Here is a 15,513-nt window from a genome sequence, read left to right as displayed (position 1 = left end):
ACATAACTGGAAAAGAAGGTGCAGCAGTGACTCGTGAAGTTCGGACCATCGTCTTCGATAGCGGCTTGAATTTTGAGGCGTATCGCTTTGAAGGGATCATGCAGAAATTCCCTAACCATTTTCATGACTATTACGTTATAGGTTTTATTGAACAAGGCAAAAGACTTATGATTTGTAACAATGAAGAACATATCCTTAACAGCGGAGATGTTATCATCTTTAATCCGCAAGATACCCACACCTGTGAACCGATGGACGGAAACTCTTTTGATTACCGCGCCTTCAATATTCAGCCTGAGATAATGCGTAAGTATGTGCTTGAAATTACCGGCATGGACTACTTGCCTCGGTTCACACATAATGCGCTATACCAAAGTGAACTGGCAACCTCATTACACGATCTACATCAAATGATATTAGAGGATCAAACTGATTTTCAAAAAGAAGAATTGTTTCTGTTTCTCCTGGAGCAGCTTCTGAGGGAATATTCCGATGCAGAGCCCTTCTATTCTTCACAAGACCTTACCTCTGAAATCAAAACCATTTGCGAATACATAGAGACTCATTATGCGCAGAATATTACCCTCAATCAATTAAGTGAATTGACAAGCTTAAGCAAATATCATTTACTGCGTTTATTTACCAGACAAAAAGGGATATCTCCTTATCGATACTTGGAAACCATTCGGATTAATCAGGCCAAGCGACTTTTAGAACAAGGAGTACTCCCCATAGAAGTGGCCTCACTAACCGGATTCAGCGATCAGAGCCATTTCACAAATTTTTTCAAAAAATTGATTGGCTTAACCCCTAAGCAATATATGCGTATATTTATTCAGCTGCCGGGACAAACGCGATCAACGGAACGCATGATATGATGGATCAACGCAAGACCCATACGGGACATCTGCTGGCACTAATTACGATTATCATCTGGGGAACGACCTTTATCTCTTCAAAAATACTATTAACGGATTTTACGCCTGTTGAAATTCTGTTCTTCCGCTTTCTTTTGGGTTACTTTGTATTGTTACTGATCTATTCACGTCCAGTGCGAACGAAATCCTTTAAGGAAGAATTACTATTTATTTCAGCAGGATTATGTGGAATTACTTTATATTTTCTTCTAGAGAACATTGCCCTAGTCTACACCCTTGCTTCCAATGTAGGCGTGATTGTCTCAATTGCTCCATTCTTCACAGCTGTGATTGCTCACTTCTTTTTGGAGGAAGAGAAATTTCACCGTCAGTTTATAATAGGATTTGTAATTGCGCTGTCAGGAATTATTTTAATCGGGCTAAATGGAAGTTTTCTTCTAAAACTGAACCCGATTGGAGACCTCTTGGCTTTCATAGCCCCTATGGTTTGGGCCATTTACTCTGTATTAATGCGAAAAATAAGCGATTTACAGGTTCATACGATTGGGGCTACCCGTAAAGTGTTTTTTTATGGAATCCTATTTATGCTGCCTGCTTTATTTATCTTTGATTTTCATTTGGATCTAAGTAGATTCAAAGACACCCAAAATATTACTAACATCCTCTTTTTAGGACTGGGAGCCTCAGCGTTATGTTTTGTCACCTGGAATCGGGCTGTAGGAATCTTAGGAGCCGTAAAAACAAGTGTGTACATATATATTGTGCCTGTAGTTACGGTGGCAGCCTCTGCCCTTATCCTGAATGAAAAGATCACCTGGGCAACTTTGCTGGGAACCTTCTTGACGCTAACCGGCTCATATATTTCTGAACGCAAACCGAAATAATCATTCATCTCCTAGGATTAAAATACGAAGCTATTCCAATATATGGTGTGGATCTAAAAACCAATTAGGGACAATTTCCCTAATTCATCCTAAACGCGAAAAAAGGGGCGTACCGGAGTAGCTTAATGCTACTTCGGTACGCCCCTTTCATTATGGACGCTGGTAAACGCTGCTGATCAAAACAGCGAAACAGGAATGAACTTTCTTCCACCCTTGACTAGGGTGGATTCTAACATATCCCCTTTGACACCTCCGAAATAGAGCTGCCAGTACACACCAAAGCGAACGCTAACGTCATTCTTCACTAGCTCCGGTGGTGTTACAATCAGCCACTGAAATTTTAGAGCCTTAGAAATTTCAAATACGGGATCAAGCACGTTATTAGAAACCATTTCTCCAAAAGGATTGTCATATAAAAAGACCGTCCACCCTTTGTTCTCACGATTTACACGTTTATGCGTCATGATCATCATGGCTACCAGCAGCTGTACAGATTGGCGTTGTCCACCACTGCCGACAGCCTCATCCAGTGCACCCCGATTGATGATCTCCCAGTCGGAATAATGATAATCTTCCGGAGCGGCGTAGAGGAAGTAATTTTCCGTTACTGGTTTATATACCTGAAGAATCGGGAAGCGATTCTGAAGCGCCGCATAGACGATTCGTCCGTCATTTATAACCTCTTTGATTACCAGCGCTGGTACTTGTTCAATCTTTGGATATTTTGAGAGTAGTTCATTGATACACCGATTGAAATAGTCGCTCACCATCGGCTCTACCTCATCACTTGATCTCGGTATACTGATATTCTTATAATTCAGGCGTACCAGCGGGAAAGCATAATTATTCTCGTTATGAATAATCATCCGACGTTCCATTCGCTTCATAATATCAATGATTTGTACTACACGATAAGAAGCCCGGGCGACCCACATCTTGCGGGACAGGTCCATATCCTCCTTATCACTTTGAATGCTCTCAATCTGATCGCGTGAGCTACGTAACATCGAATCTAGGACTTGCTGAGCAATAGCGAAGTTATCCCAATGAACCGTATTTAAACGATCTAGAATCTTGGTCTCCAGTTCAGAATTCCGTTCGTTTTTGGCAAGTTTTCCGGTTAATGAATTTTTCTCTTCCTTCACCTTTCTGGAGACCTCGTCCCGTCTAACTCGGCTATCCTTAATACGAAGAAGCCAGTCAGCAACCAGTGACTCACAGCCTTCTCTTACGCTCAGCATTAATTCTTCTGGCACAGTCCGTAGATTGACCCGATCCTCAATATGTGCATTCATGATCTTGATTTGATTGGATAACGTCTGAATAAGCGTATCCATTCGTTCCAAAGATCGTTTACACTGGTTAAGCATGAGCTCATTCTCTTGGAAACGCTCTTGAATGTCCGCCTCTTTTTGCTCGAGTAGCTCATTCCAAATTTCCACGGCACGCTCATGTTTCTCTTTGATTCCTTTTTCTACCTTACGCAATTCCTTCTGCAAATTCTCCAATTCGGTTTGGCAGCGGATGAAAGAGTCGTGAACCATCTGATAGTCTTCTTCCAGTGAAGCAGTTTCCGACTTTTGACGGTTTCTTGCAGCCATAATGGATTCAGTAGATTCAGCAGGCTCTGTTACCTTCCGCCAATTCTCATCCACTTGATTCAGGCTGGCTTCAAGCTCCGTTAGATTCTCGCTCGCCGCTTTAATCTGGGCGGCTCTTGTTCGAATTTCAAGCTCATTCTCCGTCAGAGATTGCTGCAGACTTTCAACCGTACTGAGCTGCTGCAACAGAAGGTTCTGCTCTACAGGATCTATTGGTGTGGGGTCCATATCATCCGAAAGCTGATGATATGTCGGAAATACAATTTCAGGGAACCAATGTTGCAGTCTAGGAAACAGAGCATACTTGGCATCTCCCATCCATTTCTCACGCTCTCCGCCAAGGCTTACCATTTGCGCTTCAAGATGCTCAAGTTGCTGGTCCTTACTCGCAAGCTCTTTGCTCACTAGACTCTTACGATCTGTATACTTTTTCTTCTCCTTTTGATCCTGCTCATGTTTCTTCGAACGTTCAATCCAACCTTGCAACGCTGCTGCTCTCTGCTCATGCTCTGCACTAAGCGCTTTATTCTCGATAAGTTCCCGACCGATCCGAGCAAGCGTGCTCTCGTTCTCATTAATCTCGTTGCTCAGACTGATAATGCTCTGCTGAAGTTCACTTTGCAGTTTCATAAGAGTATTGCGTTTGGCTGTAATCGTCACAGTGTTCTCTGTTTGATATAACCGCTCATATTCCTGACGCACAGATTTCAACTTCGATAAATAAGCCTCCGCGTCCTGAAGCACTTGTTCTTGCTCCTTAAGCTTCGCCTGAATACCGCTCTTAAAGTTTAAGAACCGATCTGGCTCCAGTACCATTTGTGGGCCTTGGTTAGCTAGAAGCTTAAAAGATACTGGATCTGAAGCTACCATCTCTTCACGGATAAAGATTGGCACCGCTGATTTCAGCAGCGTGTCCTTCAGCAAATCCGGTTTGATTTTATCAGCTTCGCGCCGGGTAACAATCAGACTATAAGGAAGGAGTGGATAGCGCTCTAGTTCTTCCTCACGTTCAAGGTATGGACGATCATTTAAATAGGAACTGCCCGGTGTGGATTGAATCTTGAGCGAATCGAGTGTATCCTTGACCGCGAGAATATCTGAATTCGGCAGCCAGTAGGATTGGTTCTGAAGTTCCACGTCCATAAGCTGATTGTAGTACTCTCGTCTGGAACGTTTTGTCTGTTGCTCCACTTCATCCATTTTTCGGATAAATCGTAGTTGAATCGTATCCTGCTCTTCAAAAAGGCCAGTAGCTCCCAAACGATTATGTTCATCAAACATTTCCAGTAGAACAACAATCTGTGACCATAATTGTGATTCTTTATAGGTCTGCGAATCAAGCAGTGCCCCAAGCTCGTCTGCCTCTCGTTCATAAGAGCGATGCTTCTCGCTGAGTTCTGCGTGATTCTTATGCAGTGCCAGCTTTCGGTTCTCTGCCTCTTTATGCTGTTCCTCTAGCACTTCCATATCCAGAATTATCGTTTTGGCAGCTGAAATCGCACGTTGAAGCGCTGCCACCGGAGCATGTGCAGCGTCCTGACCATGCTGAGCTGCGAATGTTCCGAGTTCTTCTGTATATTGACGGATAGATAGCGTCAATTCATTAATTTGGATATCCAGGCCTGCTAACTCCAACAGAAAGCTCTCCCGCTCCTTGCGCAGACCCTTTTCTTCAGTCGCCAGTGCCCGCTCAGCGTTTCCAAATCCTCTGATCGTTTGTTGCCAGAGGCTTGACACCACATCCCATTGTTTACGAAGCTTTTCTTTAGCCGTCTGAATGACCTCTTGACGTTCTTTCATCTCCAGAGATCCTTCGATTGCTTGAATTTCTTTCTGCCATTGCTCAATTTGTCGTGTGTGGAGCATACGTTTAGCTAAGAAATGAGCCACTTCAAGCTTTTTCTCCTGAGCCTTGGAATCGTCCAGCCGTCCACGTGCACGTCTCTGATCATCACTAAGCTTTTTGAACTCATCTTGTTTCAGTTCCATTTCTTCCTTGCTGCGCAAATACTTTAGATTGTCCGTCTCAAATCGCAATTGCTTCGCATCCTGATAACGCCCCGCCAGTTCATTACCAACCTTACTTCGCTCTTCTTCCGCATTTCTCTGTTCTTCATGAATAACCGTAAAGATCTGACGCCCACGAAGTTCCGTTTCTTGAACAAAACTCTCTGCCTCTACTCCTAGCTTCACCAGCTCGTATAAAGGTGCAGCCATGCCAAGAAACTCTGTATAGACCTGTTCCCGCTGTTCAAGCATCGGTAGACGCTGAGCTACTGTCGCCGTGTCAATAAACATCCGCTGCAGCGTATTGTCTTCTTCTTTGGGTCCCTCATTTAGACTGGAACCTATCTCAGGGATAATTAGCTTTTCGAATAAGTTATGGTTGGTAAAGGCATCATTCTTTTTAAAATAACCTTTAATACCGCCCTCTTCCCCATTGATCCGCCGCATATTGCGCCACTCGGCGATATGGATATCCCGGGTAGCCAGGAAATCATAATATCTTTTTAAATCCGAGCTATGGCTACCAAAAGGTACAATTTCCCCTCGCCGATCTCGTATAAATTGCTGGATCGTTTCAAAACTCGTAGGTTCAGCAGTTTCTTCATCGAAGAGTGGCAACGTCGAAAGGGTGAGTTCAGATGCATCGCCATAATCAGTAAGTGCGTATAGAAGGTAATCCACTTTAATATCCTGCTGATCCAGTGAGTTATGTGCCGTCATAGCAATACCAGTCGTCATATATTCATTACGCTCATTGTTGTCCAGATGCCATTCGATAGCTACATGAAAGGTGTAAGGTTTAAGTTGTTTTTTATGATTATGAAAAAATGCTTCCACCTGGTTCTCACTATCTTTTCCCCATGGCGTTTTGGGCATTAATAACTGAAATATGGATTGCAGCAGTACGCCCTTCCCGCCACCATTCATAAGCGTAATAAGCGTATTGCTTGGCCCCTCTTCGTTACAGAGATCCAGAATCATATCATCATATTTCTTGAGCATTTTCTCGTATTTAAGTCCTGTAATCCGTATGCGTTCAATCCGCGGCATTAATAGCACCGTCTTTCTCAGCTAAAGTTCGTCCGATGAGTTTCTTCAATTCCTGATACCGGTCAACATCATGATATAAATACCGCATTCTCTCATAAAGCTCTTCCCGTGGGAATATCCGCTTCTCTGACTCCGAGATGAACACGAGCTTCTCCTCTTCGAGGAGCTTCATGCCTTCATGAATCAGCCCAATTCGTGAGCCTGCGCCTCTTGTCAGAAGATCGCTCTCTTCCTGACTCTTAGTTTGCATATAGAGGTTAGTCCACACCTTCGACATCGCTTGGATATCCAAGCGCCACTGCTGACTAAACCGACCTTCATCATCCATCTGCATCCATGCTTGGAAAAGTGAAGACACCTGATCTGATATCTGTATATAGGACATACTGTCCTGCCCGGACTTAAAGTGAGTCTCGTCCTGATCCATCTCGGCCAGAAACACAAGGATGATGATATTAATGATATGTAAATGAGTTTTACGCTCAATTCGTGAGTATTTATTCTTCAACTGGGTAAAGTTGGTGGCGAACACTGACCCGAGTGGGTTGACCAACAAATGGAGACGGTGTCCCGAATTCATCACTCGGCAGCCTGCCTCCTTGGCAACATATTGAAGCGCATCATATGTTCCTGCATCCTGCAGGCATTCCGCTGCCGCAGGATCATCGAGAGGGATTACTTTTTTACGAAGTAATTCAAAAAATAGCCGTGAAGCTTGCTGTACCTGTTCTAATGTATAACTCATGCTAGTAACCTCTCACCTCTCCACGATCGTAATAGTATATGGGCTCATGTCTAGACCAGACCAGCGTACCCTTAGGGCTGATTCTTGCGCAATGCTCGTCCGCAATAGCTTGCCGCGCAGGCTCTCCAATTGAGGATCATCCGCAAGTACATAACGGATTAGCAACTGGCATTCATCGGATCCGTTGCTGTTCTCAGGAGCCTGCTCTTGCACAGTAATCTCTGAATGAAAAAACTGCACCCACAGATCGACAGCATCTGGTGTGCGTGCCCATCTTGTTAATTCCTCCTCGGTAAAAGCTTCTGCAGTAAACGTAAAGCTTCCCCGCTCGGCTAGCGCACTGAACACAGGCTTCCACAGTTCAACGACTTCCGCCCATGGAATACCTTTAGGAATATATTGAGCATTCTCAGCATAGAGCTCATCTTCAAGTTCATCTATTACTATATCCGGGATAAAACCAACCTCTTGCTCCTCCCAAGCCCAAGGAAGTGGATAGACAAAATCCTGATTCGGAGCAAACAATCCGCCGAGCAGCAGTTCAAAGCTGTCACCGCTTGGCAGCCCCTCTTCTTTAACCCATTCCTCCCATACATGCGTACGGAAATTAAAGCCTGCGGCTCCCCAGAATAGTTCAGGAAAGTTCAATCTTAAGTTGGTCTCCACCTCGAAAATATTCAAGACTATCTCAGCCAGCTCATCGTGTACACGCCTTGAGAGCTCGACTCGTTCAGAAAGAATGCGGATCTCATTAAAGTCGATCACATCTTTCTCGTCATTGGCTAGCCGAGCCAGAGAACGATGAATATTATCAAAATGCTTGCGTTCCTCATCGAATTGCTGATGAATTTCTTCAAGTCGCTGATGCCGGGCCACTCCGAATTCACTAAAAATATGCTTCGGGTTACGGCGCAATGCATTCCGGTATTCCTGCTGCTCATGAGTCATCTTTCGAACCCGGGAGATAAGCTCATTCACATCCTGAAGCGCCCGAGTTACACGTCCATGCTTAATATGCATCTGAATCTCGAGCAGCTTGATGCTTATCTGGAACTCTTCGATAATCTCATGACTCATAAAAATAAGCTCCATGGCATATTCGGAGAGACGATAGATTGTTCTGCCGCTCTCTTCCCAGCTACTGCGGGTCGCATCCTCATCCACCATGAAATACTTATATTTCTGCACAGACATTTGCCGAGCCGCATCATCATAATAATAGGATTCAAAGTCCCCACCATTTCCGCTCCAGAGCAGGCCGTCTACTAAACGTTCTACGGATTCGGTAGTCCCGAGATTCGCAATATTGAACCGTTCCAATGCAGTCCAAGCCAACGCTATTATATCTTCCTTGGATCTTCTCTCATTGGATTCTAGCTCCAAATAATAGACTTGCAACAAGATGCTTAAAGACACCATTTCTTTGTATGGTTGGATTTCGCCAAGGTTCATCCCAGCCCCCAGATTCCATAGGGGATTCAATCGTTTATTTCGTTCGCCAAAATCCGACCAATTCATCTTTCTGCCATCCTCACCAAATAAAAATAAAACCCGTATACATCCGTATAGGGTTCTGAAGTACGCGAATATATGTTTCTATTATATCAATTCATCGAAGGTTGTGCTATTTATTGTTAAACAAAATCTTATAAGGACGGAGACAATCAAATGCCCCCGTCCCTACTATATCATTTTGTTACTACTTCACAGATCCGAGCATCCCTTGCACAAATTGTTTCTGCAGCAAGAAGAAGATTAATACTGTCGGCAATGTAGTGATAACTATGGAAACCATAATCATGCCATAATCTGGGTTATAAGACGAAGCTAACGATGACACGATCAAAGGCAGTGTTTTCTTATCCTGACTTTGGAGCGCAATCAACGGCCACAGGAAGTTATTCCAATTACTCATGAATGTAATAATCGCTGCTGCCGCATAGGTTGGTTTCATGGTTGGCATATACACTTTTGTGAATAATCTCAATTCACCCAGCCCATCCACACGACCTGCTTGCAGCAATTCTCGCGGGAAGGATTTGGTATTCTGCATAAAAAAGAAAATCATAAACGCGGTTGTAATGGTAGGCAGAATAACTGCTACAGGCGTGTTTAAAATTCCAAATTTACTGAACATCCGGAACAGTGGAATCATGATCGCTGCAAACGGCATCATCATGGAGAGCATTAGAATACCAAACAGGCGATCTTTACCTTTCGTCCGATAAATCTCAAATCCATACCCTGCGATCGAGCTAAGCAGCAATGTTAGGAGGGTACCCACGACCGCGATCAGAGCAGAATTCCAGAACGCCTGGCCAAGGTTGGTCGAGCCAAATAAATGACTTACATTATCGGAAAAGCTTGAGCCAAACGAGAATTTTCCTTTTACTATATCCGAAGAAGTATTCGTCATCCCAATAAGCATCCACACAAAAGGAAATAGAGAAATGACAGACGCTATGATTAAAAAGAAATGAATGATTGATTTATTTAACTTGCTCAATCTTTTTCGCCTCCCACCTTAAGTTGAAGAAATGCCAACACAGCTACCATGATTACAATGGCATAGGAGACTGTAGCCGCATAACCAAAGTTAGGAGTATATACGAACGATAGATTATAGATATAATTCGATATCGTCATTGTCGAGTTACCCGGTCCACCATTGGTAATATTAACGACCTCATCAAATAATTGCAACGTACCATTCGTTGAGATAATTGCTGTAAACAAAATAATTGGTTTCAACATTGGTGTAGTGATACTGAAGAACTGCCGAGTCTTTGAAGCTCCGTCAATAGAAGCCGCCTCATACACACTAGGATCAATATTTTGCATAGCAGATAAATAGAAAATCATGTTGTAACCCGTCCAACGCCATGTGATTGCTAGAATAATAACAATACGGGCCCAAAGTGGGTCAGTGAGCCATCCAACAGGCTCACTCACTAAATGAATGGACATAAGCATACGGTTGAGAATACCGTCTACAGAGAATATGCTTTTGAACAAGACTGCATAAGACACCAATGAGGTTACACACGGGAGAAAAATCGCCGTACGATAAAACCCCTTAAAGCGCAAACCAGGCATATTAAGAAAATAGGCAATGATTAAGCCCAAGAACAACATAATTGGCACCTGAATAACCAGGTATAATAAAGTATTCGAGACCGCTTGTCTAAACATAGGGTCGGAGAATAGACGCACATAGTTTTTGAGCCCTACAAAACTGTACACAGTCCCTTTCCCTGATTGAAATGATAACAGTAATGATTGAATCATGGGATAGAAGCTAAACAGCATTATGATCAGTGAAGGCCATAATACGAACTGCCATCCCGCGATAGTAGATTTATTCCACTTTTTCTCCATATCCTATCCCCACCTGCTAACTTTATATTTATTGCACCTGTTGTTCGAACAATTTTTGGATGTTAGCTAAGCTTTGCGTCAAATCCGCGCCATTCAGAATGTTTGGCAATTCATTTTTAAGTGCATCTTTTGCTTCCTGTGTATACATTCCCAGAGAAATCCCCGGAACTTCTGTAGACCATTTCGTGAAATCGCTGTAGATAGCTTGACCACCAAAGAAATCTGAGGTTTGACCATAAGCCTCACTGGAGAATGCCGGAATAAAGGAACCCACACCGCCATTTTCGGTCAAGAATCGCTCGTAGAATTCACTGCTAGAGCCCATTGTTTTGGACAGGAAATCCATCGCAAGATCTTTATTAGCTGAGCCATCAAGCACGAACCAACTGGAACCGCCTTCATTCGATGCATTAACACCACCATCAATTCCCAATCTTGGCGTTGGCGCTACTTTCCATTTACCACTTTGATCTTTAGCATCCATGATAGATGATACCTGCCACACTCCCGATACTACTGTAGCTACATCACCAGCATTAAAGCTGCCTACAAATTCACTCCAGCCTGTAACAGGCTTAGCAATCCCGGAATCAGAAATCGCTTTGTATACACGAAGGGTCTCTGTCATTACAGGGTTATTAACAAAGTTTCCTTTATTGTCAGGTGTGATGTACCACGATCCACCCGATTGCAGAAGAATGGAGGTTAAGGCTTCATCATTTGGATTAATGGTCGCCATGTATTTGCCCGTCTTTTCTTTTACAATTTTACCGATTTCAATATAACGATCCCAAGTGATATTCTGTAAGTCTGCATCCGTAAAACCCGCTTCCTCCAGATAATCCGAGCGGTAGAACATACCTGTTGAACCAATATCAAAAGGAACACCATACATTTTACCGTCTACCTTAAGTGCATCGACCTTGTATGGAGAGAATTGAGTGTAATCAATCTTGTCACCAAAATCTGCGAAGGTATTTGGATATGCGTTTACATATTTTTGAATATTAGGATCATTTACCAGAATAATATCTGGAAGACCGTCTTTAACATCTGCTGCCAGATTAGTATTCAGCTTTTGTTCCAAGTCCGTTTTGGCCATTTCAACAACCTCTAGCTCAAAATCAGGATTTTCTTTTTTGTAAAGATCTTCAGCGATCTTTAAAGCTGCACCATTAAAGGAAGGGTCCCAGGCCCAAGCGATCACTTTTTTCTTAGTAGTACCGCTTTCATTTTTCTCCGCTGAATTTGATGACCCGCAAGCAGCGAGTACCGTTACTGTCATTGATACTAAGAGCAATACTGATAACCATTTTTTCAATTTCTACAACCCCTTTTGACTTTGTATGTAAGCGGTTCATTCTTTAACGCTTGAACCTAATTTTAGAGAATTCAAAATGATAAGTATAATAATCATTCGTTCTTTCTTAGTAGTAATTATTGTTCATTTAATAAATGTTATTTTTTTCCTAGTAAAAATTATGGTCGATAGCACTTTTTATTTGTATATAGCTTTTCAAACCAGATCCCATACCGTAATATGAAAGATTGTTATATGATGAGAAAAATACAACAAGAGAAATAACGGGGTGTCCTACTATGAACAATAACGTTTCAACCTATCGGGTGATGATCGTAGACGATGAAGCCATCCTTCGAACGGGGATTATGCATTTATGTAACTGGAGCAAATATGGAATTGAAATCGTTTCCCAGGTCTCAAATGGCCAAGATGCGCTCGACCATATCGAATCCACACGTCCACATGTCGTCATCACCGATATTGTGATGCCAGTTATGGATGGAATAGAATTCTCAAAAATCATGAAAGTGAAATATCCGGAAATTAAAATTATCGTATTAAGCAGCTACAGTGAATACGATTATGTTCGGGAAGTCTTTAAATACGGCGTTACTGATTATTTACTCAAACCGAAAGTCTCTTCTGCTGAGCTTATAACTTTAATCCAGACATTGTGTGGTTCAGTGAACTTACAAACATCCGGTTATATTCGTCCTAATCTGGACATTTCGTTGATCCTTGCCCAATGGCTTGAACATGATTCGTTACCAAATGAAGAATCTATAGACTTGCTCACAAAATATTTTCGAGGAAATTGCTTTATGCTGGCAAAAGCCAGCAACAGCTTACTTCTGTCCAGAACAGAGTGGAGTCAAAACCAAATGGAGGAGCTCCTTCTTTCATTGGCAAAGCAACATTTATCTAATAACTTAACCTATTCTTTTATATTCCTTAAGACAGAATTTCTAATTCTCCTAAACTATGAGGAGACTGCAGCTCAAAATATAACGACATCAATTCAATCATTAGCTGAGGCCGTGAAAGAAAAGCTTCTGTATATCTCATTTATTCTTTCCAATCCATTTTCCGGTTTAGAACAGATTAAGGAAGCGCATTTGCGATTAACACCGTACCTTGGCAAACTGATCTATTTCCCAACACAAGTAGTAGTTCCGGAAAATGCAATTCTCATTCCTAGCGAAAAGGTATCTTTCGACCTGAATCAGTTTACTTCATTGTTACGGATTTTGGCTATAGATGACGCCAGAGAACAATTGAAAGCGTTTTTTCTGAAAATCTTATCTACACAGGACTATGACGAATATAGCTTGAAACGTTTATGTCAAAATCTCATCTATACGGCAATGAGTACACTTGAGCATATTAAGCAGCCCATTTCTGAGCTTGGTTCGTCCAGACTAAAGTTATTTAAAACCATTGATTTAGCTTATAGCATCAATGAATTAGAGAGTATTTTGATACAATTCCTAGATGCACTGAAATCCAGTATGAAACAAACAGATCAACAATCGATGATTCTGCACCAGATTTATGAATACGTCAACAAACATTATGCTAATGAAATCTCATTATCAGAAATGGCAAATACCTTGCATCTTAACTATAGTTACCTCTCCTCTTATTTCAAACAGCGAACGCAAGAGAATTTAACTACATATATCAGCAGGGTGCGAATAGATAAAGCGAAAGAACTGCTGCTGGACCCTAATTTAACCGTATCAGAAATCAGCCGTTTAACCGGATTCTCAGAACATAATTATTTCTCGAAGGTATTCAAAAAAATGACTGGAAAGACTCCTGTGGAGTTCCGTACTCAAATCTCCCAGTAAAGACAGGTGAACGGCTTGCTTCGTAAGAATAGTATCTTTATCAAAATTCTAATCCTTATGTTAATGGGGATTCTTGTAATCTCCTTCATCCTTACCATGGCCTCCTCGAAAATTTCAGAGCGGATTCTACTAAATCAAGTCGTCCAGAATTCATCCGCCAATATGAATTTGGTAAAGAATGATTTACTGCGATACAATGACCAGGTTGTGAATACGATGCTGCAGATAAACAGTAGTGTTGAATTTAAAAATTATATTACCAAGCCGGCTCTGACCTCGCTTGAGCATACCAATCTGGTTATGAGTCTTGGAAGATATATTGATATCTACAAAGATTACCTCAGTCCCGACAACTCCCATATCATTGTTTCGGCAATGCCGGGAAAAGGAGGACGCCATTATTCAAGCAATAACTTGAAATGGGATAAAATACCGGATGAAATCGTATCGGATTATATGACGATTAATGGAGTTATCCCCAATCGAATTCAATATCATAGCAGTTCAGATCTTTTCAAAGAAACTGTACCCTATAAAAACTATATTTTTGCTACGAAACCTTTGGTGGATAGTGCTTCCGGTTCAATGTACGGATATACAGCCGTTGTTATGGACGAGCTTAACATCTATCTTAAATACAGCCCCTACATTTCGGAAGGCATTCATATCTCGCTTATCTCAGCAGAGGGTACGATTCTCTCCAGCAGCAATAAGGCTTCCATTAGCACGTATAATTCCGTTCTTCTATTGAATGCCATGAACGCTGTGGAGCAAGGAGGTATCGTCACAAATTCAGAAAATAAACAAACCTATATTTCGTATTTCCTTCCGGAGTTTAATGCCTACATTATGGAGGAGGTTGATCAATTAACTGCATTTGCGCCGCTATATACAATCTCAAACGAAATCATCAAGGTAGTTAGCATTGTACTGGTGATTAGCATGTTGTTTGTCTATTGGCTTAGTAAACGAATCATTCAGCCCCTGAATCAGTTAGTCAATACGATGAAAACGTCCAAAGGGGACAGTCTGAAATTGCATCCCTTGCAGGAAGATGGCAGCTACGAGACTAATGTATTAACCAAAGCCTACAATCATCTGATTAGAGAAATTGACCGGTATACCGAAAGAGTTGTCTACGAACAGCAGGAACGCCGGAAGGCAGATCTCAATGCTCTGCAAATGCAAATCAACCCTCACTTCCTGTATAATACGCTGAGTTCGATCAAATATTTAGCCAACATGCATCGGACCCAACAGGTGGATCAAACGATCGATAGCCTCATCTCCATGCTTCAGAATACCTTAGGATCTACAGAGGACATGATTACTGTAAAACAGGAGATAGAGACTTTAAAGCATTATGTATTTATCAATCAGATCAGATACGGTGATCAAATCGGTGTCCACTTTGAGATTTCTGAAGACAGTACGGAGCTGTTGGTCCCCAAGCTGATCATTCAGCCTTTTGTGGAAAACGCGTTTTTCCATGCTTTCCCTGGATACGTCAGCGGCAATATTCAAATCTTCATCTCCCAGCGGGATGAGCATTTAATCATCGAAATTATGGACGATGGTATAGGGATGCCGAACGCTCCTGAGCAGGTGAATGTAAGCAAAAAACATCATTTATCAGGGATTGGCATCCAGAATGTTCATGATCGAATTCAGCTGCTCTTTGGATCACCTTATGGTATCCACATTGAAAGCGAGCCAGGTTATGGCACAGCCATAACAATAATCATCCCTGCTGCGAAATATAGTTCATGATCAAAAAATGGGCTGCCCCAAAAGCCATGAAATGGCTGAATGGGACG

The 15,513-nt window shown here is 42.1% G+C and carries 10 protein-coding genes; 4 read left to right on the top strand and 6 right to left on the bottom strand.

The features are described 5' to 3' along the window. The first annotated feature begins 26 nt into the window (after positions 1-26). Both ACFWMP_RS11075 and ACFWMP_RS11070 read left to right on the top strand, forming a co-directional pair. On the top strand, positions 27-878 hold the full coding sequence (locus ACFWMP_RS11075) for an AraC family ligand binding domain-containing protein (protein ID WP_379423712.1): 852 nt from the start codon (positions 27-29) through the stop codon (positions 876-878). Beyond that, a complete protein-coding gene (locus ACFWMP_RS11070) occupies positions 875-1,762 on the top strand; it encodes a DMT family transporter (protein WP_341124648.1) in 888 nt (295 codons plus the stop codon). The genes ACFWMP_RS11075 and ACFWMP_RS11070 overlap by 4 nt, the downstream gene beginning before the upstream one ends. Positions 1,763-1,938: 176 nt before the next feature. Here the strand turns inward: ACFWMP_RS11070 and ACFWMP_RS11065 are convergent, their stop codons facing one another. From ACFWMP_RS11065 to ACFWMP_RS11040, 6 genes are all read right to left on the bottom strand, one after another. Then, positions 1,939-6,420: a coiled-coil domain-containing protein gene (locus tag ACFWMP_RS11065; protein ID WP_379423711.1), complete on the bottom strand. Its 4,482-nt coding sequence runs from the start codon at positions 6,418-6,420 to the stop codon at positions 1,939-1,941. Continuing rightward, positions 6,407-7,165, bottom strand: a complete 759-nt coding sequence (locus ACFWMP_RS11060) for a DUF6063 family protein (RefSeq protein ID WP_042189773.1) — start codon at positions 7,163-7,165, stop codon at positions 6,407-6,409. The genes ACFWMP_RS11065 and ACFWMP_RS11060 overlap by 14 nt, the downstream gene beginning before the upstream one ends. A 12-nt stretch (positions 7,166-7,177) precedes the next feature. Beyond that, on the bottom strand, positions 7,178-8,683 hold the full coding sequence (locus tag ACFWMP_RS11055; protein WP_379423710.1) for a hypothetical protein: 1,506 nt from the start codon (positions 8,681-8,683) through the stop codon (positions 7,178-7,180). Between the two features lie 181 nt (positions 8,684-8,864). Continuing rightward, entirely contained in the window at positions 8,865-9,671 is an 807-nt protein-coding gene (locus ACFWMP_RS11050; protein ID WP_339265913.1) for a carbohydrate ABC transporter permease, read from the bottom strand. After that, positions 9,668-10,543 (bottom strand): carbohydrate ABC transporter permease, encoded by an 876-nt coding sequence (locus ACFWMP_RS11045; protein WP_076121149.1) that lies wholly within the window; start codon positions 10,541-10,543, stop codon positions 9,668-9,670. Before ACFWMP_RS11045 ends, ACFWMP_RS11050 begins: the two co-directional genes overlap by 4 nt. 28 nt (positions 10,544-10,571) lie before the next feature. After that, positions 10,572-11,864 (bottom strand): ABC transporter substrate-binding protein, encoded by a 1,293-nt coding sequence (locus ACFWMP_RS11040; RefSeq protein ID WP_379423709.1) that lies wholly within the window; start codon positions 11,862-11,864, stop codon positions 10,572-10,574. A 278-nt stretch (positions 11,865-12,142) separates the two neighbouring features. Here ACFWMP_RS11040 and ACFWMP_RS11035 point away from each other — a divergent pair, with 278 nt between their 5' ends. Further along, a complete protein-coding gene (locus tag ACFWMP_RS11035; protein WP_042189783.1) occupies positions 12,143-13,696 on the top strand; it encodes a response regulator transcription factor in 1,554 nt (517 codons plus the stop codon). Between the two features lie 63 nt (positions 13,697-13,759). Continuing rightward, positions 13,760-15,466, top strand: coding sequence for a sensor histidine kinase (locus tag ACFWMP_RS11030; RefSeq protein ID WP_379423708.1), 1,707 nt, complete (start codon positions 13,760-13,762; stop codon positions 15,464-15,466). The last annotated feature ends 47 nt before the right edge of the window (positions 15,467-15,513 follow it).

It is taken from the genome of Paenibacillus sp. NPDC058367, from assembly GCF_042723305.1.
GTDB lineage: Bacteria > Bacillota > Bacilli > Paenibacillales > Paenibacillaceae > Paenibacillus_AQ.
This window is presented reverse-complemented; position numbering and strand designations above follow the sequence as displayed.